This is a genomic window from Paenibacillus sp. IHBB 3054 (assembly GCF_051594305.1).
In the GTDB taxonomy this organism is placed as follows: Bacteria; Bacillota; Bacilli; order Paenibacillales; family Paenibacillaceae; genus Paenibacillus_AQ.
Genome location: NZ_JBOFBG010000018.1, coordinates 93,121 through 117,315 on the forward strand (window position 1 = coordinate 93,121; position 24,195 = coordinate 117,315).

A 24,195-nucleotide genomic window follows, 5' to 3' on the forward strand; every position below is an offset into this window, starting at 1 on the left:
TTTCTGAATTGAAGTGGTATTACAGTCGCATGGCCGCTGCTGTCCGCGACCTGGATACACTGGTATCCGGATGAACTAGTGACAGTGCCTCTACCGGACAGACCTCTACACAAGCCGGAACGTTTCCCATAGCTCCGTCCTTATGGTCCCTGGTCCGGCATAAATCACATTTATAGGCGATCACTTTGGCCTTACGTTCCATCGCACTGTGCTGCCGCTCCTTCAGTTGAATCTGCGGGACTACCTTGCCGTTGCTGTATGCTTTATACAGACTGATGGCACCAAACGGACAGGCCATGGCACAGCCTTTGCAGCCTATGCAGTTCTCTTCATGAATAACTATCGTCCCCTCCTCCTGACGGATCGCCTGAACCGGACAGGCTTCTGCACAAGGCGCATTCTCGCACTGGCGGCATTGGACCGGCAGTGTGAAACTCTCTGTTCGAATGACATGCAGGCGGGGAATAACCGGTACCGTAACAGTACCCACCGCCGCCCCAACCCCATTGTGATCGTTATGAACTGCGAAACATGCCAGTTCACACGCCTTGCAGCCTATGCATTTGCCCGCTTCGGCAATGACAAACGGATTCGGCTGTACATTATTCATACCGGTCTCGCCTCCACATGCATCTGCGCTCTGAGCGCCTCATATTCCTGCTGAACCTGTTGTTCCGCGCGCAGTTGATCTGCAATTTTCTCGATGCGGATCGCACAATACTTGTATTCCGGGGTTTTGGAGACCGGGTCCAGATAATCACCCGTCAGCTCATTGCAGGCCCCAATCCAGAAATGGTAGGTCATATAGGTGGCCCCGGTTTTGACACGGTTGCTGATCTGTGCCCGGGCTAACACTCTGCCTCGGCGGGATACAACATGTACAAGCTGGCCGTCTTCAATCCCTAAGCTTGATCCGTCCGCCGGGCTCATCTGGATGAAACCAGGCTCATCTGACAGTTGACTGAGGGCACGGCAGTTGCCGGTCATCGTCCGAACCGAATAATGCCCTACCTCACGCACTGTGGACAAGGACAACGGATATTCCTGATCCGGCTGCTCCAGCGGTGCCCTCCATTCACAGGCAAACAGCTGTCCTTTGCCGCTGGAAGTGGTAAACCGGTTCCCTTCATATAAATACGGTGTGCCCGGATGATCTTCTGACGGACAAGGCCACTGAACACTACCCTGCTCCTCCATCTTCCGATAACTGGCTCCGGCAAACGACGGGGAGAGCCCCCTCATTTCATCCCATATTTCTTCCGTGTTCCGGTAGGACATCGGGTAGCCCATCGCCGTGGCAAGCTCGCTGATAATTTGCCAATCGGGCTTTACTACACCGGGAGGCTCGATGGCCTTTCTGATCCGCTGGAATCCACGATCAGCTGAGGAGTAGACCCCGTCATGCTCACCCCAGGAGGTGGCCGGCAAAATCACATCGGCATGCAGGGCCGTCTTGTTCATGAAGATGTCCTGGACAATTACAAATTCTAATTTATCCAGCGTCTCTCTCACTTCTGAAGCATTCGGATCGCTCTGCACCGGATCTTCGCCAAAAATATAATAGGCCTTCACCTTGTCTTCCTTTAGAACGAGATGAGGAATCTCGGTAATCCGATACCCGACTTTGCGAGGCAACGCCACTCCCCAGGCCTTTTCAAATTTTTTGCGGATCTTGTCATCCGTAACAGACTGGTATCCCGGATAGACATTTGGCAATGCCCCCATATCGCAAGAACCCTGTACATTATTTTGGCCGCGGACCGGACCAATCCCGACGCCAGGTCTGCCAAAGTTGCCGGTCAGAAGCGCCAGTGAGGCCAGACCCTTTACAACGTCCACGGCTTGGGCAAATTGACATACCCCCATACCGTACAGGATCATCGCCTTGTTCGCACTCGCATATTGCCTCATTACTTTGCGGATCTCAGCCGCTTGCACACCTGTAATGCTCTCCGCATATTCAGGTGTATATTTCTGTACACTGGCTTTATATTCCGCAAAACCTTCTACATATTTCTCAACATACTGCTTGTCGTATAACTCCTCAGCAATTAACACATGACCAAAGGCATTGACAAGCGCCATGTTCGTGCCGCCTTTAAGGGGCAGCCAAGTATCTGCAATGCGGGCCGACTCCGTCTTGCGGGGATCGGTTACAATGATCGTTGCGCCCTTCTGCTTCGCACTAACAATTCTTCTCGCCACAATGGGATGGGTAACCGCTGCATTGTATCCAAAAATAAACAACAGATCCGTGTCCTCAATTTCAGGAATTGAATTGGACATTGCGCCATCCCCTAGCGAATAGGTAAGCCCAGCTACGGACGGCCCGTGACATACCCTCGCACAATGGTCAACATTATTGGTTCCAATAACAGCGCGCATAAATTTTTGCATGACATAATTGGCTTCATTTCCCGGGCCACGGGCTGAACCGGTTCCCATGATTGCATCCGGTCCATACTTTTCCTTGATTGCTGTTAGTTTCTCGGCTGTATACTGAATGGCTTCATCCCAGGATACCTCTGCCAGTGTCCCTGCCTTACGAATCATCGGCTTGCGGATACGGGCGGTAAGAATCTGCGGATCATTCAGAAAATCCCATCCATAATGACCCTTCAGGCACAGGTTCCCTTCGTTTGTTCTTCCATACGCTGGTTCAGCGCCTACGATTTTTCCCTCCTCAACAAGTAAATTCATCTGACAACCACTTCCGCAATACGGACATACAGTCAGCACTTTATTCTCCATAGTTCCTCACCTCTCCTTGTGATTTTTTGCACAATTATAGCAACAAAAAAATAAGCCAATACAAGGTATAATCAGAAATACACAATGTACTGGCTTATTAAAAAGCTAAGGAGCAAAAGTCCATTCTCTCTAATCAAACCGATTTATTCAATTGAATAATGATTGCCCTATCCCCTGGATTCGGATCTTCGATCTTCCATGTATATGTAAAGGGGCTGCCAAGCGTTTCTGCGATCTCTGCCATAAACTCTCTTTCCAAATAAGGCTTCAGCACTTTCCAGTATTCTGTAACTAAATGTACCGCACCTTCTTTGAGCAAAATTTCAGATAAACTGGAGAGAATTCCACGGATCTCTATAATGATTAAGGACTCATACTCCATCCTAACCTTTACATTCTCCGGACCCTTGCCGCGATAATGCTTCACAATCTTGACTGCAAGTCTTCGCATCTTCTCCTGGCATTCAAATACAGTCTCAGACATCACTACATCCCAGCCTTAACATCCCTATTATGGTAATTTATTTAATTAATTACATGTTAAACCTACCCATTAAAGATTGTCAAACCACAAAAAAGGGCAAATCCTTTCATTTCAACGTGAATTCATCCACTTTTTACACGATATCCATAAATTTCTAAAAAGCTTGTTCAATCTAACTATATTTAAAAAAAGAGCAGCAAAGGTCTAAATTCCGCTTTTCCTGCCGGATTCAGACCTTTACCGCTCTTTGCTCGCTATTCTTTCTAAGTTCCACATCACTCAGGCGCCGTCTTCCTTCAGACGCAAAAGCGCTGCAGCCGCAGCCTGTTGTTCCGCTTCCTTCTTGGAACGGCCGCTGCCCTTGCCAAGTGACTGGCTGGACATATACACTTCAGAGACGAATTCGCGCTCATGCGCCGGTCCCCGTTCTTCAATAATCCGATATTCCAGCGTACCCAATCCGTGATGCTGTATCAGCTCCTGAAGCTCCGTCTTGAAATCGCTCATCTGCATTTGCAGCTTGCCGTCCGTCTCCACCAGCGGAAATACATGATGATCAAGAAACCGCCGTGCCGTTTCCAGCCCTTGGTCGAGATAAAGCGCTCCCACGAAGGATTCGAACACATCGGCCAGCAAGGCCGGGCGAGTACGTCCGCCCGTAAGTTCTTCCCCTTTGCCCAGCAATACATATTTGCCGAAACCCAAGCTCTCAGCGAACTTGACCAGTGAAGGCTCGCATACAATAGCGGCCCGCAGCTTGGTCAATTCACCCTCCGGTCTGTCCGGCAGCAGCTTGTACAAATATTCAGAAACCGTAAGCTCCAGAACCGCGTCTCCGAGAAACTCCAGACGCTCATTATCCTGATGCTGATTGAAACGGTGTTCATTCACATAAGAGGCATGGGTAAAGGCCTGCTTCAGAAGTACAGCATCGTGAAATTGGATTTGAAGTTGACTTTGTAACTGCTTCAGGTCTCCTTTCACTGCACTGTCCCCTTACTGATTATATTTTTTGAGAATTACGGTTGCGTTATGTCCTCCGAATCCGAACGAATTCGACATAACAATATTCAGATCTGCTTTGCGCGGTTCATTCGGAACATAGTCCAGATCACATTCCGGATCAGGATTGTCCAAATTGATGGTTGGCGCAATGATGTTATTTTGCAGGGAAAGACCACAAATGATCGCTTCCACACCGCCGGCAGCACCAAGCAAATGGCCTGTCATTGATTTCGTGGAGCTGATTGCAACCTTGTAAGCATGATCTCCAAGCGCCTTCTTCACGGCAGCCGTTTCCGATCTGTCGCCTACTGGCGTGGAAGTGCCATGCGCATTGATGTAATCAATCTCTTCCGGTGCGATACCGGCATCCCGGATTGCCATCTTCATACAGCGTGCTGCGCCGTCAGGATCCGGCTCCGTCATATGATGGGCATCCGCACTCAGACCGTAGCCGATCACTTCGGCATAGATCTTCGCCCCGCGTTTCTCGGCATGCTCCAGCGATTCCAGAATCAGAATCCCGGCACCCTCACCCATTACAAAACCGTCACGGCCGCTGTCAAATGGACGGCTGGCCTTCTCCGGCTCGTCGTTGCGGGTGGACATCGCCCGCATGGCACAGAACCCTGCCATCCCTGTCGGGCGGATAGTAGCTTCGGAACCGCCGCAGATCATCGCATCTGCGTCACCGCGCTGGATCAGGCGGAAGGATTCCCCTATGGAGTGGCTTCCTGTTGCACAGGCTGTCACAGTTGTTGTATTAGGACCTTTTGCACCAAGATTGATCGACAGCTGGCCGGAGCCCATATTGGCAATCATCATGGGAATAAAGAACGGGCTGACCCGTTTCGGTCCCTTTTCCAGCAGGAGATTATGATTGTCTTCCCAAGTACCCAGACCTCCGATACCTGATCCGACGGACACACCAATTCTCTCCGCATCAATATCTTCACCAATCTTAAGTCCGCTGTCCTTCAGCGCATTTTCTCCGGCTGCTACCGCGAACTGAACGAAACGGTCCATCTTGCGGGCTTCCTTGCGGCCAAAACGCGCTTCCGCATCAAAGTCTTTAACCGAAGCTGCGATTTGCGTAGTGTATTCACTGACATCAAAGGCTTCAACCTTGGAAACACCGGATTTCCCGCTCATGAGGCTATCCCAGAACGTATCCAAATCTTTACCCAGTGACGTCATCACGCCCATACCGGTAATAACCACTCTATGACTCAAACGCAATCACCCCATCTGTAGGCTGTATACTTCAACATAATTGAACATACATGCTCTCTGAATAGTCTATATAAACTGCAGTCGCCGCAAAAATTAACCCCTCTGCGGTTCTGTTATTTTCCCCGTAAAGGTGCAAATATGCATCCTTTTGTATTTCATTTGTGCTGTAAAATGAGGAGAAGTCCCGCCCTAGCAGGAACGGGACCCTCAATCATATGACTCTAGGTATGAGATTGTATGTACTTCACAACTTCACCCACGGTCGTAATCTTCTCTGCATCTTCATCAGAGATTTCCATATCGAATTCATCTTCCAATTCCATAACCAATTCTACTACATCAAGAGAATCAGCACCTAAATCATCTTTGAAAGACGCTTCTAATGTTACCTCAGCTTCATCGGCACCTAAGCGGTCGATGACAATGCGTTTTACACGCTCCAATACATCGGACATCCGGTTCACCTCCTCTTTTGGTATTATACGAGATATGAAGTCAAAATACCATAGAGCGTAAAAAACGCTTTCCGGGCGCTTCTTCCCGCTTCTCCCGTAATCCCTATACGCTGGTTTGATCTTACATGTACATACCGCCGTCCACATGAAGTGTCTGACCGGTCATGTAAGCAGCCCCTTCCGAGGCCAAAAATACCGCCGCCATAGCAATGTCCTCCGGCCGCCCAAGCTGAGCAAGGGGAATTCCCTTGATCAGCTCACTGCGGACTTCATCGGACAACTCACGGGTCATATCGGTGTCTATAAAACCGGGAGCGATGCAGTTCACGGTAATTCCCCGTGAAGACAGCTCGCGGGCCGCAGCTTTCGTCATGCCGATTACCCCTGCCTTTGCAGCAGTATAGTTAATCTGCCCAGGATTCCCCGTCACACCCACAACCGAAGAAATATTGATGATCCGCCCGTAACGCTGCTTCATCATCGGACGTGTGACTGCTTTTAGACAGTTGAACACGCCTTTGAGATTCGTTTCGATGACCTGATCAAATTCCTCTTCCTTCATGCGCATAATCAGGTTGTCCCTGGTGATGCCGGCATTATTAACGAGGATGTCAATCTTGCCCCAAGTGTTCAAGACCTCTTTAACGAGATTCTCCGCCTCATCGCTTTTGCCTACATTCCCCTTCAGGGCAATCCCCTCGGAGCCTAGCTCTGCTATCCGGGCTACTGTTTCCTGCGCTGCAGCTTCACTTCCGGAATAGTTCACGGCCACTTTCACGCCATGCTCTGCAAGTAGAAGCGCTATGCTGCGGCCGATGCCGCGGGAACCGCCGGTTACAAGGGCCGTCTGGCCTCTTAATGCTGAGAACATTCTGTATTCCCCCTCCCTTTATCCTGCGCTGTGGTTAAGCCAAGTCATTTACTGTCTGGATGCTTTCCAGACTGTTGATATTGATCACCTTGACATTCTTGTCAATTTTGCGGATCAGTCCTGCCAGCACACTGCCAGAGCCAATCTCAACAAAGGTGTCCACACCGGCCGCAATCAGCCATTCCATACTGTCCTGCCAGAGTACAGGCGAGAACACCTGGCGTACCAGCAGCCCGCGGATTTCCTCGGGATCGGTAACCGGCGAGGCAGTAACATTGGCAATTACAGGAACTGAAGGCGCATTAAAGGTTACACCTTTCAGTTCAGCTGCCAGACGCTCGGCAGCTTCCTTCATCAAAGAGGAGTGGAACGGTCCGCTGACTTCGAGCGGAATCGCCCGCTTGCCTCCGGCTTCTTTTACACGCTCAACGACAGCATTCACACCTTCGAGCGATCCGGACACTACAATCTGACCCGGACAGTTGACGTTTGCCAATTCAACCGGGTTGCCCTCTGCGGAAATATTGTTGCACAGTTCAGCCAAAGCTTCGCGTTCTGCACCCAATACAGCCGCCATAGCGCCCTGTCCGCCAGGAACCGCTTCTTCCATGAAACGTCCCCGGAGACGTACAAGGCTGACTGCATCCTCATAAGACAGTACGCCGGAAGCCACAAGAGCGCTGTATTCACCCAGACTGTGACCCGCAACGTAGTCTGGCTTCAGTCCATGCTTATTCAGTGCTTCCAGATAAGCTACACTGGTTGTTACAAGCGCAGGCTGTGTGTTTACCGTCTGCTTGAGTTCGCTGTCGGGACCTTCAAATACAAGTTTACTCAGCGGAAACCCAAGCACTTCATCGCCCTTCTCGAACACCGCACGGCTATCCGGCAGAGCGTCATATACATCCTTACCCATCCCAACTGCCTGTGCACCCTGGCCGGGAAAGACAAATGCGATTTTACCCATAAGTTCGAACTCCTTCCCGTAAACGGTGCAGCTGCCGGGCTTGCAAATCAAGCGGCAGGCACACCGAGTTCTTTGAATCATTGCTCGTTTATACGTTTACCATTTCAGTACCGAGGCACCCCAAGTAAGGCCGCCGCCGAAGCCAACCATCAGCACGGTGTCGCCTTCCTTCATCCGGCCCTCTTCCGCTGCTTCAACCAGCGCGAGCGGAATCGAAGCTGCAGACGTGTTGGCATATCTGTCGACGTTGATTACGCATTTCTCTTCCGGCAGATCCAAACGCTGCATAGCCGATTGAATGATGCGGATATTCGCCTGGTGCGGCACGAACAGATCAATATCTTCCTTAGTGAGACCTGCTTTGGTAAGCACACGCTCGGTAGCAGTACCCATCACCCGAACGGCGAACTTGAACACCTCACGGCCATTCATGTAGATGAAATGCTTCTTGTCGTCTATCGTCTGCTGGGAAGCCGGCATACGCGAGCCGCCCGCTTCCATCTTCAACAGGCTGCCGCCGGAGCCTTCGGCACCGAGATCAAAGGATTGGAAACCTCTGCCTTCCGGAACTTCGCCGAGAATAACCGCTCCCGCACCGTCTCCGAACAACACGCAAGTGTTGCGGTCCGTGTAATCTGTAATCCGCGACAAGGTATCCGCTCCGATGATTAAAGCATTGTTATACATCCCGTTCTGAATAAATCCGGTTGCTGTTGCCAGACTGTAGACGAAGCCGGAGCAGGCTGCGGACAAGTCAAAGGCCGCGGCTCCTTTGGCCCCCAGTTTGTCCTGCAGAATGCAGGCCGTGGACGGAAAAGAGCTGTCAGGTGTAACTGTTGCTATAATAATGAGATCCAGATCCTCCGCCTTCATGCCCGCTGATTCCAGCGCCTTCAGCGCAGCTTCATAAGCAAGATCCGAGGTCGCCTCATGCGGAGCGGCAATATGCCGTTCACGGATCCCGGTTCGGCTGACAATCCATTCATCATTCGTTTCGACTATCTTTTCCAAATCGCTGTTAGTTAATATTTTTTCGGGCACATATTTTCCTGTACCAATTATTCCTACCGGACGCAACTGTTTCATATCGTCACTCACTTCCCGCTAATTTCCTTGGATATGCTGGACACGAGACCCGCCTGCAGCGCAATCCGCGCTTGTCTGACTGCATTCTTAACCGCGTTACCGTCAGATGAGCCGTGCCCCTTCACTACCAGACCGCTAAGACCGAGCAGCGGCGCTCCGCCGTGCTCCTTGTAATCCATCTTACCCTTGAGGCTTCTGAGCTCCGGCATCAGTATAGCCGCACCCAGCTTGGTTTTGAGCGAACGGCTGAACTGTTCCTTCAGCAGAGAGAACATAGCGCCCGCCGTACCTTCAAGTGTCTTCAGAAGAATGTTGCCCGCAAACCCGTCACAAACAAGCACATCACAATTACCCGTCAGCACATCACGTGCTTCAACATTGCCGACAAAGTGAATTCCCGGCAATGCGGCTAGCAGAGGATACGCTTCTTTGGTCAATTCATTCCCTTTGCCCGGCTCAGTCCCCACATTCAGCAGCCCTACACGCGGCTTGGCAATTCCGTGCACTTTGCTGCGGTAGATGCTGCCCATCAGCGCGTATTGTGCGAGGTGCTGTGGCTTGGCATCCATGTTGGCCCCCAGATCAAGGGCGAGTACGCCGACATCATCGAGCGTCGGAATCATCGGAGCAAGCGCCGGGCGCTCTATCCCATCCATTCTCCCCACCACAAGCAGCCCCGTGGTCATCAGCGCACCTGTGTTCCCGGAAGAGATCATAGCATCGGCTTCCCCTTCACGCACCATACGTCCAGCCACAACCATGGATGAATCCTTCTTGCGGCGGACTGCTTTGACCGGCTCTTCATCGGAGCCAATCACTTCCCCCGCATGACGCACCGTCACATTGGACGGCTTATTCTTCAGCAGCGGCTCAAGTCTGGCTTCGTCGCCGACGAGCACAATCTGCGTATCGCTCCATTCCGCGGCCGCGGACAATGCCCCTTCCACATTGCATTCAGGAGCATTATCGCCTCCCATGGCATCAATGGCGATCAGCACTGCGGTTTCCCCCTTCGCTGTATTCTTCAATTGCGGACCGGTACACTACAAAATGGCCCTGAAACACGAGTTCTTCTCCGACATACGTAAATACGTCCACCTCAGCTTTGCCGTTCCGGCCAGCGAGCGAACGCACCTGCGCTTTGGCAATACATTTCTCGCCTAACCGGACCATGCGCACAAACCGGATGTCGGCTGAAGCGGTCAGGGCAATTTCGTCATTGATCACGGCAACCGCCAGCGAATTGGCCTGTCCGAACACGTAGTGGCCACGAGCGATCCCGTTCCTGGAGAAGACATGCTCCTCACGAATTTCAAATATGGAAATGCCGCTCTTGTCCAGCTGCAGATCGACAATATCACCGACCACTTCATCGGCAGGCAAGGAGCGTACCTGATCATAAGAATGTTCAGCCATTTGCTTCATCCGTTCACGCAGCTCCGGAATCCCCAACTCCAGCCGGTCCAGACGGATGGTCTGAATGCTCACCTTGAGCTGCCGGGTTAACTCCCTGTCGGTCACAAATGGATTGCCATCGATAATACCCAGCAGCTGCTGCTGGCGCTCTTTCTTGGACATCCGCTCTATGGCGGCTCACCTCCTGGCACATGCTGAACTTAGCATCCGGCCGCGAGAAGGCCGCTATCGTCATCAATATAAAGGTCATAAACTTCATTTAGAACCTGGTACTAATATGTAGTATAAAGCATGCTGCGGCAAAAATAAAGCTTTGCCTGAAAAGCGGCATAACCACGCGGCTTCAGCCACACAATAACGGTGGGGAATCTTTACCCATCCCCAAAAAAATAGCACCCCACCATTAGATGAAGTGCTACTCTTATTAGAAACTATTGTTTGATGATCTCTCTTGCTTTGTAAGTTCCGCAAACTTTGCATACGTGGTGAGCCAGTTTCAGCTCTCCGCATTGTTCGCATTTCACCATGCCCGGCACAACCAGTTTGAAGTGGGTGCGGCGTTTGTCACGGCGTGTTTTGGACGTTCTCCGTTGAGGTACTGCCATTGTGTTACACCTCCTAATTCGGTTTTAACCCGCCTATCGCGGGATTTGGTCTTAGTCATACTTCATTTGAAAAAGTCTTTCAACCCAGCGAGTCGAGGATCGATCACTGTGTTGTCGCAACTGCAGGTGCCTTCGTTCAAGTTTTGTCCGCATTTCTGACAAAGACCAAGACAGTCTGCCTTGCACAATACCGAATCCGGCAAGTGCAGTACGAAGTTTTCTTCCACGAACGGGACAAGCTCCACAGTCTCATCTTTGATGTAAATGAGTTCATCATCTTCATCTTCGGGAAGAATTGGCTCCTTAAGCCACTTGAAAGTCTCCGCAAAAGGAATGTTCAGCTTACTATTGACCTCGGTGAGACAACGTGAACATAACATGTCCACCTCTCCACTCAGTCTTCCCACCACGTTCACACAATCGGTATCCGCGGGCAGCGCTTTAAGGTCCACCAAGAGCGGTGCAACAGCAAGTATATCCTTTCGCCCTTTGACAAGCTCGCTGACATCCATAGTTTCATGAATATTCAGAGGCTCATCGACATTTGCCATTTTGCGAAAGTGAATCTTCATAATCATCACTCCAAACAAACAAAATTTATTATACCTATTATTACCGAACTTTGTCAACCATTTTCCCTTTATATTGTTTCAGGAAGAGGGACAATTTATGATATAACTATTAAATCACCATATTTCTCAGAATACGGAGTGAAGCAGCTGTGACAACCGTCGGCATAATAGCAGAATATAACCCTTTACATAACGGGCATGTCCACCATTTCAACGAAGCCAAAAAAATCTCCGGCGCGGACAGCGTGATCGTCGTCATGAGCGGCCCGTTCACCCAGCGCGGCGAGCCGGCTGCGGTCAGTAAACGGGCCCGCACGGAGATGGCGCTGCATATGGGCGCCGATCTCGTGATTGAACTGCCGGTCGCTTATGCCCTTCAACCGGCAGAGTGGTTCGCCTTCGGAGCTGTATCCCTGCTGGAAGCGACCGGGGTCGTGGACAGCCTGTGCTTCGGCTCCGAAGCCGGCACTTTGGGTGAGCTGCTGCCACTGGCCGGATTCCTGGCCGAAGAAAGCAGCGAGCTTCAGAGCGAGATCCGCCGCCGCATGGCGCTAGGCACGAGCTTCCCCGCCGCATACAGCGCAGCAGCGGCGTCAGTCTGGGAAGGGTCTCTCCCGGGAGAGGAGAACCCCTTCGATGCCGAAGAACTGCTGCGGCAGCCGAACAACAGTCTCGGCCTGCATTACCTGATCGCCCTGCGGCGGCTCGGCAGTGTCATCAGACCTCTTACCGTGCCGCGCACTGGCGCAGGCTTCCATGACCCGCTGCAGGCGGGGTCTTCGATTGCCAGCGCAACAGCAATCCGCCGCCTTCTTAATGAAGGCGGCTCGCCTGCAGAATTCATGCCAGAATATAGCGTGTCCATCCTGGAAAGAGAGCATGCAGCCGGCAGAGGCCCTTTGAGCCTGGAGGACTTCCGCACCCAGCTCCGTCATGTGCTGACTACGCATACTGCCGCAGAGCTGAGGTCCCTGCAGGATATGAATGAAGGGCTTGAGAACCGGCTGCTGAGAGTCATGCCGCAGCTTGAACAATTCTCGGTCAGCGAATTGCTGCAAGTATTAAAGAGCAGACGCTACACGCACACACGGCTACAGAGATTGCTGCTGCATGCCCTGCTGAACCACAGCAAGGAGGAAATGACACCTTCCCGGCTGGCCCAAGGCCCCGGTTACATTCGGGTTCTAGGGTTCAGTGAAAGCGGCAGAAAGCTGCTCAAGAACATGAAGAGAAGTGCCTCACTTCCCGTTGTCCTGAGTCCTGCCCATTTCTCACATCCCATGCTTGAACGCGATCTCCAAGCCTCCGCCGCGTATGCCGGAGCTTTCGCCAATCCTCTGCGGACTGATCTGTACAGCGATTTCTTGCAACCGCCAGTTAGGGTTTGACCGGCAGCTCTTCCATATATTTCAGCGCCTCATCCAGAGTGGATACAGGCACCAGCTTCATTGAGGTGCCTATTTTATCCGCTCTGGCTTTGGCTTCATCATAATTCTTAACCGGCACGAAAAAAATCTCCGCATCCTCCCGGTCTGCAGCAACAATCTTATGCTTCACTCCGCCAATGGCTCCTACCTTGCCTTCAGCGTCAATAGTTCCAGTTCCCGCTACCCGGTGACCTTTGGTTAAATCGCCTTTAGTAAGCTGGTTATAAATTTCCATCGTAAACATTAGGCCTGCCGAGGGTCCTCCGACACTGGTATCCACAAAGCTGACCGCTTTTCCTGCTTCCTTCGGCTGTACCTTCTGCACCGCGCCAATCACAACCCCAAATCCTGGGCGGCCCGCCGCAGTCTCCTTGTCTTTAACCTCCACCAGTGTTACCTGTTCCTTGACTTCCTTACCGCCCCGCTGCAGTACGACTTCTACCTGATCGCCAACCTTGCTTGAGGAAAGCAGTTTGGAGAGCGCAGTGGGGTCAGGCACAGTTTGCCCTTGAACACGGATGATTTTGTCGCCTATTTGAAATTGGCCCTGGCTGCTTTCCTCCGGAACCGAGAAGACATACAGATAGTCTACAACATCCTCATAAGGAACGCCCGCAGCATGATAGGCTGCCTGAACGGAAGCAGACTGGGAGCTGCTCATATAATACACCTGCTCAGCCGCATATTCCTGCTCACTCTTATCCCCTAGCCTGGTCTCTTTCAATACTACTTCCGCATTGGAATTAAACGCAGAAGCCACTAATAGGGCAACATTGGCGTAGCTCGCGGATACGGTAGTCATCATGAATGTGCCCTGCTCCTGCGGATCGGCATTCTCCACCTTGATCATCGGCGCCACCTCTGAGGCACTGCCCGGCTGATACACGAGATATGGAGTATTCATAAATACTGCAACATAGAGTATAACCACAAAAGTAAACAAGTAGGCTATGGCGCGAACGCCTACCCGGCGTTTCAGTTGCCTCAATGCAATTCCCTTCTTTCCCCGCGGCTCTATGCTTTGTCTCCAAATAAACTTCGGAGCTGTATCCTCTCCGCTGTGGCATGATGGTTGTCTGCCTTGCATAAATTGATAACAGTCTCAGCCCATGTCCTAAGTTATGAAGAGGTGATGCTCATAATGAATAACTTTAAAATACGCCGTTTCACTTCAGCCTCGGTTCCCTTTCTGTCCGGGGCCGTTGCCATTGTGCTCGCCATTGCGATTATCTTATCGCCGGAGTCCTCCTTCCAGGCTTCTCTTCAGGGTCTGAAGCTCTGGTGGACGCTTGTCTTCCCGGCGCTTCTGCCCTTTCTGATGTTATCAGAAATGCTCACAGCCACGGGATTCGTGCATGGACTCGGAGTACTGTTGGAGCCATTGATGACCAGGATTTTCCGCCTTCCGGGGGCCGGAGGCTGGACACTCGCACTCGGAATGACCGCCGGTTTCCCGGCTGGTGCAGGCGGAGTGCAATTACTGCATAAGCAGGGCAGCATTACGGACAAGGAGGCCGGACGTTTGGCTTCCATCGCACACTTCGCCAGTCCGGTTACGCTGCTCATTGTAGTCGGCGTTGCTTTTCTGCACAGTCCTGCCGCCGGATATACCCTGCTTGCCATCCACTGGATTTCGGGACTTACCGCAGGCGTAACCGCGACCCTGCTCACGGGTCGGCCGAAAACCGAAGCTCCGACGGTAGTTCCATCACAGCGCAAAACGGCTTCATTGCCCAGACGGATTCATCAGGCTGTAACAGAAGCCCGGGCAAGAGATGGCCGCGGATTCGGCAAGCTGCTCGGCGAATCCGTCTCAACTGCCGTTCAGAGCCTGATGGTCATCGGCGGCTACATGATTATGTTCGCTGTTGTCATAAATATTGCTACTTCTCTGGTACCGCAGCTGCCTCCGGCTTTGGCGGCAAGTTTTCTGGAGATTCATCTCGGAGCAAATGCACTGACCTCAGAACTGACAGTGCCTCACGATTTTAGTTCCATGGGGATCACAGGCCTGGCCCTGCTATCAGCCGCTCTCGGCTGGAGCGGAATTTGCGGCCAGCTCCAAGCACTTACCTTGCTTAAAAGGGCGAAAATCTCTTTCCTGCCTTATGCCGCCGTCCGCTTGCTGCATGGAGTATTTGCCTTTGCTTTTACCCTATTATTATGGACCCCGCTGATGAATCTCCGTGAAACCGTACTGCCGGCGGTGGCGGGTCCCGAGGTTGCCGAATCGACCGCAACACTGGGAGCATTGAACGTATGGAGCGTAGTCCCCCAGCTGCTTGGCCTGCAATCACTGCTGCTGCTGGTGATCATCGCTCTGTCTGCCGCTGTATCTGCTGTTACTTGGCTCCGCCGTCTAAACGGCTGAATTTAAGCTTCATTGCCTGTTCTACCTCAGGGGTCACAAAATCCGACACATTCCCGCCAAAGTGGGCGATTTCCTTGACCACACTTGAGCTGAGGTAGGAGTATTTCGGATTGGTCATCATAAAGATCGTTTCCGCTTCAGGGTCCAAATTATGATTAATGGATGCATTCTGCAATTCATATTCAAAGTCGGTGACCGTGCGGATCCCGCGGACAATGACTTGAGCATCCTTTTGGCGAAGATAATTAACCAGCAGATCGCGGAAACTGTCAACCTCCACATTCGGAATATCCGCAGTGGCCTGCCGCAGCAGCTCTGTACGCTCTTCTACCGAAAACATCGGATTCTTGCTTAGGTTGTTAAGCACGGTAACAATCAGTCTGTCGAATTGTTTGGCTGCACGCCGGATAATATCCATATGTCCCATCGTTACCGGATCAAAGCTCCCGGGATAAATGGCAACACGTTCTTTTCTAATTTGCAGACTCATCATTACCCTCCTTACCACTCACAGCCTCTTCACGGAGAGCGGATTCATACTGATAGATTGAAATTGTCGTCTCGCCGTATACGGCCTGTCTGGTTCTATAGAACCCCGGAATATCCTCCGGATAGGCATAGCCTGATTCATGCTCCAGCACGATGACCGCGTCTGATCCGAGCAGACCTTTTTGCGCCATCGCCATCATCAGATCATCCCCATGCTTCAGCCTGTACGGCGGGTCCAGGAACACAAGATCAAACGAACGTCCCCGCTTCTCTAGCGCACTAAGGGCTCTGCCGGCATCATTGCGGTAAACCTCAGCTTGCGCTTCCAGCTTAGCTGCCTTCAGATTCGCACGCACAGTGTCGATGCTTTTCTGCTCCATATCCACAAATACCGCACTGTCCATCCCTCTGCTCAAGGCTTCAATGCCAAGACCGCCAGTACCTGCGAACAAATCAAGCGCTGTCCCGCCCTCGAAATAAGGACCGATCATACTGAACACCGCTTCTTTTACCTTGTCGGTTGTAGGCCGCGTTCCGCTGCCCGGAACACTCTTCAGGGGCCTGCCCTTTGCACTTCCCGATACAACTCTCAACGATTATTCACCTGCTCTATGTCTCTGTTTATTATGCCGATTAAGGCACAAGTCCAAGCCTATAGTACCACAATTGTCTATTGAAATAAAAAGATTGTCTACCGTTGTCACATTGAGGCCGGCAGATTTTTTTTAACGTCCACAGGTATAAGACTGGAGCAACCGGGACATCATGTAACTATCGACATCACAAAATGTCGTAGACAACCGCGGAGCAGGCTTACGTTTCCCCATAAGCTCTTCGTCCGGTTTCTCCTCTCCCATGAAAGAGGCCCTAGAAATAGGGCCTCGATTTTTGTTCTATAGACCCTTATGTATCAAGGGCTCCTCCAACTAAGTCAGTAATATAATTCTGGCTGCTCATATAAACCATAATTCGTATTTACGTAGGCACAAAATAAAGAAAAGTCCGACACCTGACCGCGCCGGACTGAGCAATCTATTTAATTCGCTTAAGCTGGGCTTCCTGCTCAATGGACCGTGCCGAGAGCAGTTCAATAATCCGGTGCTGATTCTCCAGAATGGATTCTATTTTGATTACCCGTTCGTTGGTTTCCAGTACAGCACTTTTGATCAAATGCTGATCTTCCTCAATGCGTACCAGACGCTGGTCCATTTGCTCCATATGCTGGTCCATTTGTTCCAGATGCTGACCTACACCATCCAGCCGTTCATCTGTCCGATCCAACCGCTCATTTACAGGCGCTAACTCTTCACGAATGACGGATCTCAATAACTGCACCAAATCATTATCCATGTGCTCCGCTCCCTCAAACTTAATATTTAGATTGTACCAGAATCAAAATTTTTATTCTACTTTGGAAATTAGGGAGGTCGCATTAGAGACTTGATGCAAATTAAACTTTTATCAACTGAAGTCTCTATGTAACCAACCATTTGATCCAATGTGAATACCGATAAGTGCTGTTCTAAATGGTCCCTATCATAATCCATATCTCCTAATACATAGGGAACAAATTCCTCTATATCTTTAGGTTTGACCTCTTCTATTTCACTTATTGAACCACTGTTGCTTAATGCCTCACTTAATTGTTTTGTACAACCATAATAATCTAATAGCTTCCCATTAAGTAAACGAAAATCAGTATGGTATAGATTGATGATGTCTTGTCTATTTCTTTTGCTTCTAACACATTGCCATTCGAAAGACAATCAATGAAATAGGAAATGTAAAAAAATAAAACCCTACCAGCGGCAGGGTATATACACTTAAATCTCGCTCCAACTTACAGTAAGTTCAACAACACCATCCCGGGAAGCTAAGGGCCCACCAATAATGGACCAATTGTGCTTATTATATTGGGTTGCCCCTAGTATAATCAGATTCTTGTTATCGTCGGAGTTACATCCTGCGGATACATTTATTCCTCGTCATCAAAAAGTGGTGTAGACAAGTAGCGCTCTCCCGTATCCGGCAGGATAATAACGATGTTCTTCCCTTGATTCCCGGGGCGTTTAGCTATTTGCGATGCGGCATAAACAGCTGCTCCGGAGGAAATCCCTACAAGAAGGCCTTCTGTTCTGGCCAGACTGCGCGCCGTTTCGTATGCCTCCTCGTTCTTAACCTGAAAAATTTCGTCCACCACGTCTTGGTCAAAATTATCGGGCACAAAATTGGCTCCAATGCCCTGGATCTGATGCCCTTTTGGCTTGCCACCGGAAAGGACCGGCGAATCTGCCGGCTCGACAGCAATTACTTGCACGCCCGGTTTTCTTGCTTTTAATACTGCTCCGACTCCAGAAATGGTTCCCCCAGTACCTACCCCAGCCACAAAAATGTCCACTTCCCCGCCGGTATCCTTCCAAATTTCTTCTGCAGTTGTGTCGCGGTGAATTTGTGGATTGGCCGGATTGCTGAACTGCTGTGGAATGAAAGAATTCGGGATTGCTGCAGCCAGTTCTTCCGCCTTGGTAACTGCACCTAACATCCCTTCAGCCGCCGGGGTCAAAATAAGCTCAGCTCCAAGCGCCTTCAGCAGTTTGCGGCGTTCCACGCTGAACGATTCAGGCAGCACGATCATCAGCCTGTAACCAAGTGCAGCAGCCGCAAAAGCCAGTCCAATCCCGGTGTTTCCGCTGGTAGGTTCAATCAATACTGAATCCTTTTGGATCAGCCCTCTGGTTTCAGCATCTTTGATCATCGCAAAGCCGATACGGTCCTTTACACTACCAGCAGGGTTAAAGTACTCCAGTTTCCCGATAAGCTTAGCTTCAACCTGATGAGAATTGCTGTAATTCCCCAGCTCCAGCAGCGGCGTATTGCCAATCAGATCGGTTAGATTCTTATAAATAGTTGTCACAACAATTCCTCCAATAAATTAATGATACAGCTAGTCATATATCTCGGGATAACCGTAGCATATCTCTGCATTGTATACCATTCTCATAGATCTCTTCAGGATAATGTTTTGTAAAAAAATCCATATCCACGGCTACTATTCTGAAGCCGCATTTCTGATACAGCGCAAGCTGCCCTACACTTGAATTACCGGTGCCCACTTCCATCACGCGGTACCCTTCTTGTCTGGCGATCTGTATGGCGTGCATCACCATTTGTTTACCTATTCCTCTGCCCTGCTGCTCTTCAGCAACCGCAATATTTACCAGTTCAACTGTAACAGGTCTTGTCGGCAGCAGCACATACACTCCCACAACCTCATCATTGTCAACTGCGAGATAACAATCACCTCTTTTTACATAATCCTCCACTTTCGGCAGAGAAGGATCAGCTGACAACAGCAGCTCCAGTGGCAGACTTTCACCGTTTTTTATTTTCCTGAATTCCATAATTTTCTCCTTGTTTAGGGATTATTCTTAACTATAAATGTTTTGGTACACTATGTAAAACGGACTAAACGCAGAAAAAAGCGCGCCCCGGCAAAAAGCCCGGGGACGCGTCGATGTGCTATTCAGCTTAGATGAAACAGGCACTCAAAATAATGACCAACAGGATATAAAGAACCAGAATTGCACCTGTTGATGTAAAAGGACTTACCTGACAATTTTGAACGCCACCAACATTGCCACCGTATCCGCAATCTGCACCCATGAGATTACCTCCTTCATAATGTTTACTACAAGGTAGAATATGTATTGGCTGGCTTAACAGATTGGGCGAAATGGTCTAAATTTAGGCCACGGCAAATGTATATGTAGAGGTGTCTTGTCATGCCCAATATTACAGGCATGACAAGACACAGTAACCTTAAATTAATCGGAGACCAGAATACCGTCAAAACTCTCCGGACCAACACGAACAGTGCCGAGCAGGTTGGAACTAACGAAAGCAGTGTACGTTAATTGAGGAGTTATCGGCGGGTTAAAGTCTGCAGCTGAAAACGTGATGACTTGCGGCGCCAAGACGCTAAGGCTAAACGTAGAGGTAGCAGAATATACAACCGGATCGGTACTAAGTGTTCCTCTCACTATTGTAATTGTAATACCAGCCAGCGCCAGCGGAAGCGTCAAAGAGATTGTTCCTTTTAACAATACTCGCGGATTCGTCGTTGCACCTGCGGTGATCAAGCCAATTTGTCCGAACAGCTGCGGAGTATTCAGCAGCAGAATCGGAATGGCAATAGAGTTCGCTAGGCTCGCGTTCTGCGAGGTTCGAGCATCAAGATAAGTTCCCATGATGAGCACCCCCTTTCCTTTCTTGCATATTTCATTGTATTAAGAGAGATTACTGATTGCTTGTACATATCACCAATAGGTTCAATAATTCATAGTAAATCTTTAATAGATTCATCAGGTACAGGACATTAATCTTTAGTTGTTCCATCTCTTTTGTTAAAAGCCAGTTCAAACAGACCCGTGGCAGACAATCCTGCCAGTCCGCCTGCCCACAGACGCAGCACCAGATTCATATCTGTAAAAGGATAGGCAATGGCCCCGACTAATAATCCTATTGCCAGACCAACCGTTGGTACAAGGTTGCGCGGAAGCTTCACGCTATTCTTCACAAGCTGAACAAGAGCCATTACAAACACGGCTAACACCGATGCGAAAGCAAGCACATTGTTAAGCGCATCGTTATACATGACGTTCACCCCTCCTTCCGGGATGACAGCAATCCCGCCCGATGCAATACTGTCAGAACCCGGTAGAAATCCAAGCTGCCGCCGGTGGGCGTATCCAGCAGTCCCGCCGTCACTGCAGCACTGACAGCCGACTCCGCCCATGCCGGGACATTCATCACCATTCGGCCTTCAATTAGGGAAAGGCGCTCAGTCGCACTAGTGATCGCCTGCCCCTGCTCCTGTACATCTGTCTTCAGCATATCTCTGCTGACTGCAAGATCTGACAACAAAATCCGCAGCTCTTTCAGCTCTTTTTCCAGACTTGCAAGCTTTTGCTTATCTTCCGCCGACATCTCATCCTCCTCCTTAATTTCATCATATGCGTACAAGTTATAGGTATTCATTATCTGAATCAGCTTTGCCGCATACTTGGGATCAGTCGCATATCCCGCTGCCGCAATTTCCCGTGCGGCCTTTTTTCCATCCGCACCAATCACCTTGCTGTATAGGCTGTGATTCCATGAGACCCCGCCGATGAGCAACGCAGAATGGTCGGCCACCGATTCACCCCAGTTATTGTAAGCACGGAAGGCCGCAGTCACCTGCACCGGTTTGCCGTCTCTGTACTCTGTTGTCCGTACCGCCACACTTCCGGCAGGTCCGCTGCCTTTAATACCAAAGAGGTTATTGGCTTGAACCGTTAAACTGCTGTTTCCCCAGCTGGATTCCAGCGCTGCCTGCGCAATGGTCAGTGAGGCCGCAATATGACTGCGCTTCATATCTTCGACTGCGTAGGGTATAAGTCTGGAAATAAATTCGGTCTCCGTCATCTCATCACATCCTCTCCCTATATTAAATGCGCATTCTGCCAAAAAGCTTGTGCTTATTCCTATGAATTCAGGATAGCTGTTTAGCTAAATGAATAAAGGGGTAATGAATTATCAATTGTTCATCCAACACCGTACATAGAGCAACCAACTTAAAGATAAACGGCCCTGATTTTACCAAAACTTTACCTGAATTTGATAGAAAAGCTATTGTTAGTTGCTAAATTTTGGGGTAGTATATAGTGAAAATTAACTATTTAGGAGGGTCTATTGGACTATGCCATCATATTATTTTAAAGAGTTGTGGACACCCCTTAGATGGTTTGGCATTAAATTATTTCATGATGACGAAGGGAGCCTCTGGATCAAATGGTGGGCTTCCCCCCGAAAAAAATTGCGCTAAGGGTTTCACTTACAACTAAGAATCTCATTAGAATAGCAACACAAAAAAACCTTTCTTAGGATACAGCGGCAAGTTAACCGCTATATCTACACAGAAAGGTTTTTTGGCTGCACAGTACCTATTAGCAAGCGGCTTCAAATGTAATGCGATTTTTGCCGCTGCGTTTAGAAATATATAATGCCTCGTCCGCCAGCCGCAGAGTTTCGGCCGTACCCAAGCATTCTGGAGTCCATACGGCTGCTCCGACACTGCATCCGACCTGTATGGTATCGCCTCCAATGACGACCGGCAAATTAACTTTGCTGATGATGCGCGCTGCAACAACCTCCGACTCCTGCATGGGTTTGCTTGCAGAAGTATTCAGAATGATCACAAATTCATCTCCGCCCAGACGGGCAACGATTTCATTGTCACGGGTGCACTCCCGCAGCCGCACAGCCACCTGCTGGAGCAAAACGTCTCCGGTCGCATGGCCGAAAGTATCATTCACTTTTTTAAATCCGTCCAGATCCATATACAGAAAACTGAGGGTTGTCCGGTTCAATTTAGCCTTGTTCACCGCGTGAACCAAAAATTCGTTCAATCCGGCCCGGTTCGGCAGCCCTGTTAGCACATCGTGCAGAGCCATATCCGACATATAGCTCAGCTTATTCTCTGTTTTGGTCAGATTGCTGACCAGATTCCGCAGTGAAGTTGACAAGATGGCCACATCCTGAAAGCGGGACAAGGCGGGGATTTCCACATTGGCACCGGAGCTGAGCAAATCTGCCGTTTTGGCGATTTGATTCAGCGGACGGGCAATCCATCCGGCAAGCAGCCAGCCCAGAATTCCGAAAATCACGGCAGCTGCTAATCCACTTAATATGATAAATCTTTCGAGCTGGTGTACCGTTGCGAAAGCAACATCTGTGGGCTGACGAACCAGAACTGACCAGCCCAAACCCGGATAATTCAAATAACCGTCCCCGTAAGCGTATCCGGTCAGATAAGCATCTTTTCCGCTGCCGCTGTCCACGATCCATGAATTTCCACCCTCCCGGGCTTTCTGCAGCGTTTCATTCGCCATTTTCTTCCCCACCAGCCCAGAGGGTCCAAGCAGTATAGTATCATCCTTCTGGCTGACTACGAAGATTTCCACATCTTTCATCCGTTCTTTGAGCGGGTCCAGAATAGATTCCTCTACCTCACGCGACCACTCCCAGCTCAAATGCGCTGCCAGTACACCATTAAGCATTCCCACCTTGTCGTAGACCGGGACACTCACGTCCACGAATTGCAAGGCTTCTCCTGATGGATTAGGCAGGAGCTTTGCCAATAACACGGCATCATGCACATCACCCGTGAACAAACCCTTCCGGCCTTCCTGAAATACGGGTCTTTGGCTGATATCCTTTCCAAGGAGAATGTTGTCAGTTGCAGAAAGCACAGTCCCCTTGGAATCGAGGTAACCAACCCAGGTGAACACCGGCAGGCTGCTCTTCAATTGATTCAGCAATCCGCTGATTTCTTTCGTGTCCAGCGGCTTCTGGAAAGCGTTAAGCTTGCTCAGCACTTCCACTTCCCCGGAACGCGACCACATGAAATGATCCAGTTTCTCCGACATTTGATATGCCTCTGCAGCAAGTGAGCCCCCGATACTTACCTCCACAGATTTCGTAGCTTGATTCCCGATTACATAAATAAGCAGTGCAGTCAGCAAGATAATAATTACCGCAAAGGCACTGGCAAAAAAAGTCCGCAGGTTAAACGTCATGCACATTCTCCCCATATCTTTCGCAGAATAGTGTCGATAATTTTTTTATCGGATAAAACCGCAGGAATTATAAATCTGCAATCTTAAAGGCAGCCTAGTAGACAGAGAAACAGCTCCGCCCTTATCTTACAGAGCGGAGCTGTTCGCGTATCCAATATCAGCCGACTTTAGCCCCCAGCGAACGCGCCAGCAGCACCGCCTGTTCCACATCGAGCCTAACTCCCTTTAAGTCCAGGCTTTTCAGGTCAATCCCTTCTAGCTTAGCATCTCTTAGATCCGCTCCTGCAAGCTTACACTGGGCGAGCTGTACCCGGCTTAAATCCGCACCGCGCAGATCGCTTTTTTGCAAATTGCAGCCTAGCATGTCCGCCTCAGTGAACTTGATACCCCGCAGGTCCTGCCTGCTGAGGTTAATATGCCGCAAATTGGTGTAAGACCAATCCCCGCTGATCAGCGTAATACCGTCCATATATGCATTGGAGAAATCGGAGCCGACCATTTTGCAATCCTCGAATTTAGACACAAACAGATTCGCCCCGGAGAACTTGCAATTGGTAAACGCCGCTCCTTTATGTAGCGAGGCATTCAGCAATGCTCCGGTAAAATCACAATCCACAAAACGGCAGCCGCTGGAAGTCATTTCTTCCATAGAAGCTCCCTTGAAAGAACACCTATCAAACGTACAGCTGTTCAGTTCTCCATCACGCAATTCGGCGTAATCAAAATTATGCCCGGTAAAATTTTCATTGTCATATTGATACACGGGGTATCTGCTCCTCTCTCGTTTCAACAAATAAGTAAAACTTTTCTTTTTAAAAAATAGCACTTTAGGAGATTGTTCAAATGAAAC

The 24,195-nt window shown here is 50.0% G+C and carries 27 protein-coding genes; 2 read left to right on the forward strand and 25 right to left on the reverse strand.

Features of this window, described 5'->3' with window-relative positions:
• Nucleotides 1–19: 19 nt before the first annotated feature.
• The 13 genes from ACQ76X_RS19640 to ACQ76X_RS19700 form a co-directional block, all read right to left on the reverse strand.
• On the reverse strand, nt 20–610 hold the full coding sequence (locus ACQ76X_RS19640) for a 4Fe-4S dicluster domain-containing protein (protein ID WP_438495545.1): 591 nt from the start codon (nt 608–610) through the stop codon (nt 20–22).
• Nucleotides 607–2,751, reverse strand: coding sequence for a formate dehydrogenase subunit alpha (fdhF, locus tag ACQ76X_RS19645; protein WP_438495546.1), 2,145 nt, complete (start codon nt 2,749–2,751; stop codon nt 607–609). Before fdhF ends, ACQ76X_RS19640 begins: the two co-directional genes overlap by 4 nt.
• A 133-nt stretch (nt 2,752–2,884) precedes the next feature.
• On the reverse strand, nt 2,885–3,235 hold the full coding sequence (locus ACQ76X_RS19650; RefSeq protein ID WP_438495547.1) for a Na-translocating system protein MpsC family protein: 351 nt from the start codon (nt 3,233–3,235) through the stop codon (nt 2,885–2,887).
• 279 nt (nt 3,236–3,514) lie between these two features.
• Nucleotides 3,515–4,219, reverse strand: coding sequence for a ribonuclease III (gene rnc, locus ACQ76X_RS19655; RefSeq protein WP_038591210.1), 705 nt, complete (start codon nt 4,217–4,219; stop codon nt 3,515–3,517).
• Nucleotides 4,220–4,231: 12 nt separating this feature from the next.
• On the reverse strand, nt 4,232–5,470 hold the full coding sequence (gene fabF / locus ACQ76X_RS19660) for a beta-ketoacyl-ACP synthase II (protein WP_438495548.1): 1,239 nt from the start codon (nt 5,468–5,470) through the stop codon (nt 4,232–4,234).
• Between the two features lie 221 nt (nt 5,471–5,691).
• On the reverse strand, nt 5,692–5,925 hold the full coding sequence (locus ACQ76X_RS19665) for an acyl carrier protein (RefSeq protein WP_019911228.1): 234 nt from the start codon (nt 5,923–5,925) through the stop codon (nt 5,692–5,694).
• A gap of 121 nt (nt 5,926–6,046) precedes the next feature.
• Nucleotides 6,047–6,796 (reverse strand): 3-oxoacyl-ACP reductase FabG, encoded by a 750-nt coding sequence (gene fabG / locus ACQ76X_RS19670; RefSeq protein ID WP_038591204.1) that lies wholly within the window; start codon nt 6,794–6,796, stop codon nt 6,047–6,049.
• A gap of 34 nt (nt 6,797–6,830) precedes the next feature.
• The gene (gene fabD, locus ACQ76X_RS19675) at nt 6,831–7,763 is read right to left on the reverse strand and encodes an ACP S-malonyltransferase (protein WP_438495549.1); all 933 of its coding nucleotides are present in this window, start codon (nt 7,761–7,763) and stop codon (nt 6,831–6,833) included.
• Between the two features lie 96 nt (nt 7,764–7,859).
• Nucleotides 7,860–8,849 (reverse strand): beta-ketoacyl-ACP synthase III, encoded by a 990-nt coding sequence (locus tag ACQ76X_RS19680; RefSeq protein ID WP_144024237.1) that lies wholly within the window; start codon nt 8,847–8,849, stop codon nt 7,860–7,862.
• Between the two features lie 8 nt (nt 8,850–8,857).
• Entirely contained in the window at nt 8,858–9,847 is a 990-nt protein-coding gene (gene plsX / locus ACQ76X_RS19685) for a phosphate acyltransferase PlsX (RefSeq protein WP_038591196.1), read from the reverse strand.
• On the reverse strand, nt 9,831–10,427 hold the full coding sequence (gene fapR, locus ACQ76X_RS19690; RefSeq protein ID WP_076109228.1) for a transcription factor FapR: 597 nt from the start codon (nt 10,425–10,427) through the stop codon (nt 9,831–9,833). The genes plsX and fapR overlap by 17 nt, the downstream gene beginning before the upstream one ends.
• A 269-nt stretch (nt 10,428–10,696) precedes the next feature.
• Entirely contained in the window at nt 10,697–10,870 is a 174-nt protein-coding gene (gene rpmF, locus ACQ76X_RS19695; RefSeq protein WP_019911234.1) for a 50S ribosomal protein L32, read from the reverse strand.
• A 62-nt stretch (nt 10,871–10,932) separates the two neighbouring features.
• On the reverse strand, nt 10,933–11,442 hold the full coding sequence (locus ACQ76X_RS19700; RefSeq protein ID WP_038591190.1) for a YceD family protein: 510 nt from the start codon (nt 11,440–11,442) through the stop codon (nt 10,933–10,935).
• A gap of 149 nt (nt 11,443–11,591) precedes the next feature.
• Here ACQ76X_RS19700 and ACQ76X_RS19705 point away from each other — a divergent pair, with 149 nt between their 5' ends.
• Complete coding sequence (locus tag ACQ76X_RS19705; RefSeq protein ID WP_438495550.1) at nt 11,592–12,830, forward strand: nucleotidyltransferase; 1,239 nt, start codon at nt 11,592–11,594, stop codon at nt 12,828–12,830.
• Here ACQ76X_RS19705 and ACQ76X_RS19710 read toward each other — a convergent pair.
• Nucleotides 12,820–13,857 (reverse strand): SepM family pheromone-processing serine protease, encoded by a 1,038-nt coding sequence (locus tag ACQ76X_RS19710; protein ID WP_438495551.1) that lies wholly within the window; start codon nt 13,855–13,857, stop codon nt 12,820–12,822. The genes ACQ76X_RS19705 and ACQ76X_RS19710 overlap by 11 nt on opposite strands.
• 153 nt (nt 13,858–14,010) lie before the next feature.
• Here ACQ76X_RS19710 and ACQ76X_RS19715 point away from each other — a divergent pair, with 153 nt between their 5' ends.
• Nucleotides 14,011–15,240, forward strand: coding sequence for a nucleoside recognition domain-containing protein (locus ACQ76X_RS19715; RefSeq protein ID WP_438495552.1), 1,230 nt, complete (start codon nt 14,011–14,013; stop codon nt 15,238–15,240).
• On the opposite strand, the gene coaD is transcribed toward ACQ76X_RS19715, so the two are convergent.
• The 11 genes from coaD to ACQ76X_RS19770 form a co-directional block, all read right to left on the reverse strand.
• Nucleotides 15,212–15,730 carry a pantetheine-phosphate adenylyltransferase gene (gene coaD, locus ACQ76X_RS19720; protein ID WP_144024236.1) on the reverse strand — a complete coding sequence of 173 codons (519 nt, stop codon included), beginning with the start codon at nt 15,728–15,730 and terminating at the stop codon, nt 15,212–15,214. The genes ACQ76X_RS19715 and coaD overlap by 29 nt on opposite strands.
• Nucleotides 15,714–16,322: a 16S rRNA (guanine(966)-N(2))-methyltransferase RsmD gene (rsmD, locus tag ACQ76X_RS19725; protein ID WP_438495553.1), complete on the reverse strand. Its 609-nt coding sequence runs from the start codon at nt 16,320–16,322 to the stop codon at nt 15,714–15,716. Before rsmD ends, coaD begins: the two co-directional genes overlap by 17 nt.
• A gap of 439 nt (nt 16,323–16,761) precedes the next feature.
• Entirely contained in the window at nt 16,762–17,079 is a 318-nt protein-coding gene (locus ACQ76X_RS19730) for a hypothetical protein (RefSeq protein ID WP_438495554.1), read from the reverse strand.
• Between the two features lie 625 nt (nt 17,080–17,704).
• Nucleotides 17,705–18,643, reverse strand: a complete 939-nt coding sequence (gene cysK / locus ACQ76X_RS19735) for a cysteine synthase A (protein WP_438495555.1) — start codon at nt 18,641–18,643, stop codon at nt 17,705–17,707.
• A gap of 34 nt (nt 18,644–18,677) precedes the next feature.
• Nucleotides 18,678–19,130, reverse strand: a complete 453-nt coding sequence (locus tag ACQ76X_RS19740) for a GNAT family N-acetyltransferase (protein ID WP_438495556.1) — start codon at nt 19,128–19,130, stop codon at nt 18,678–18,680.
• A 127-nt stretch (nt 19,131–19,257) separates the two neighbouring features.
• Nucleotides 19,258–19,392: a YjcZ family sporulation protein gene (locus ACQ76X_RS19745; RefSeq protein ID WP_438495557.1), complete on the reverse strand. Its 135-nt coding sequence runs from the start codon at nt 19,390–19,392 to the stop codon at nt 19,258–19,260.
• Between the two features lie 161 nt (nt 19,393–19,553).
• Nucleotides 19,554–19,976, reverse strand: a complete 423-nt coding sequence (locus tag ACQ76X_RS19750) for a hypothetical protein (protein ID WP_438495558.1) — start codon at nt 19,974–19,976, stop codon at nt 19,554–19,556.
• Nucleotides 19,977–20,104: 128 nt separating this feature from the next.
• Nucleotides 20,105–20,383 carry a holin gene (locus ACQ76X_RS19755; RefSeq protein WP_438495559.1) on the reverse strand — a complete coding sequence of 93 codons (279 nt, stop codon included), beginning with the start codon at nt 20,381–20,383 and terminating at the stop codon, nt 20,105–20,107.
• A 5-nt stretch (nt 20,384–20,388) separates the two neighbouring features.
• Nucleotides 20,389–21,192 (reverse strand): glucosaminidase domain-containing protein, encoded by an 804-nt coding sequence (locus tag ACQ76X_RS19760; RefSeq protein ID WP_438495560.1) that lies wholly within the window; start codon nt 21,190–21,192, stop codon nt 20,389–20,391.
• A 521-nt stretch (nt 21,193–21,713) separates the two neighbouring features.
• Complete coding sequence (locus tag ACQ76X_RS19765; protein ID WP_438495561.1) at nt 21,714–23,345, reverse strand: sensor domain-containing diguanylate cyclase; 1,632 nt, start codon at nt 23,343–23,345, stop codon at nt 21,714–21,716.
• 157 nt (nt 23,346–23,502) lie between these two features.
• Nucleotides 23,503–24,108 carry a pentapeptide repeat-containing protein gene (locus ACQ76X_RS19770; protein ID WP_438495562.1) on the reverse strand — a complete coding sequence of 202 codons (606 nt, stop codon included), beginning with the start codon at nt 24,106–24,108 and terminating at the stop codon, nt 23,503–23,505.
• Nucleotides 24,109–24,195: the final 87 nt, after the last annotated feature.

Excerpts from the sequence above, each read along its gene's own strand:
- ACQ76X_RS19680 (WP_144024237.1), bottom strand. The coding sequence starts at position 8,849 with ATGAAACAGTTGCGTCCGGTAGGAATAATTGGTACAGGAAAATATGTG.
- ACQ76X_RS19740 (WP_438495556.1), bottom strand. The coding sequence starts at position 19,130 with ATGGAATTCAGGAAAATAAAAAACGGTGAAAGTCTGCCACTGGAGCTG.
- ACQ76X_RS19755 (WP_438495559.1), bottom strand. The coding sequence starts at position 20,383 with ATGTATAACGATGCGCTTAACAATGTGCTTGCTTTCGCATCGGTGTTA.
- ACQ76X_RS19665 (WP_019911228.1), bottom strand. The coding sequence starts at position 5,925 with ATGTCCGATGTATTGGAGCGTGTAAAACGCATTGTCATCGACCGCTTA.
- ACQ76X_RS19760 (WP_438495560.1), bottom strand. The coding sequence starts at position 21,192 with ATGACGGAGACCGAATTTATTTCCAGACTTATACCCTACGCAGTCGAA.
- fabG (WP_038591204.1), bottom strand. The coding sequence starts at position 6,796 with ATGTTCTCAGCATTAAGAGGCCAGACGGCCCTTGTAACCGGCGGTTCC.
- ACQ76X_RS19730 (WP_438495554.1), bottom strand. The coding sequence starts at position 17,079 with ATGGATAATGATTTGGTGCAGTTATTGAGATCCGTCATTCGTGAAGAG.
- coaD (WP_144024236.1), bottom strand. The coding sequence starts at position 15,730 with ATGAGTCTGCAAATTAGAAAAGAACGTGTTGCCATTTATCCCGGGAGC.
- fabD (WP_438495549.1), bottom strand. The coding sequence starts at position 7,763 with ATGGGTAAAATCGCATTTGTCTTTCCCGGCCAGGGTGCACAGGCAGTT.
- ACQ76X_RS19715 (WP_438495552.1), top strand. The coding sequence starts at position 14,011 with ATGAATAACTTTAAAATACGCCGTTTCACTTCAGCCTCGGTTCCCTTT.
- ACQ76X_RS19745 (WP_438495557.1), bottom strand. The coding sequence starts at position 19,392 with ATGGGTGCAGATTGCGGATACGGTGGCAATGTTGGTGGCGTTCAAAAT.
- ACQ76X_RS19765 (WP_438495561.1), bottom strand. The coding sequence starts at position 23,345 with ATGACGTTTAACCTGCGGACTTTTTTTGCCAGTGCCTTTGCGGTAATT.
- fapR (WP_076109228.1), bottom strand. The coding sequence starts at position 10,427 with ATGTCCAAGAAAGAGCGCCAGCAGCAGCTGCTGGGTATTATCGATGGC.
- rpmF (WP_019911234.1), bottom strand. The coding sequence starts at position 10,870 with ATGGCAGTACCTCAACGGAGAACGTCCAAAACACGCCGTGACAAACGC.
- ACQ76X_RS19700 (WP_038591190.1), bottom strand. The coding sequence starts at position 11,442 with ATGAAGATTCACTTTCGCAAAATGGCAAATGTCGATGAGCCTCTGAAT.
- ACQ76X_RS19650 (WP_438495547.1), bottom strand. The coding sequence starts at position 3,235 with ATGTCTGAGACTGTATTTGAATGCCAGGAGAAGATGCGAAGACTTGCA.
- ACQ76X_RS19750 (WP_438495558.1), bottom strand. The coding sequence starts at position 19,976 with ATGGGAACTTATCTTGATGCTCGAACCTCGCAGAACGCGAGCCTAGCG.
- fdhF (WP_438495546.1), bottom strand. The coding sequence starts at position 2,751 with ATGGAGAATAAAGTGCTGACTGTATGTCCGTATTGCGGAAGTGGTTGT.
- ACQ76X_RS19640 (WP_438495545.1), bottom strand. The coding sequence starts at position 610 with ATGAATAATGTACAGCCGAATCCGTTTGTCATTGCCGAAGCGGGCAAA.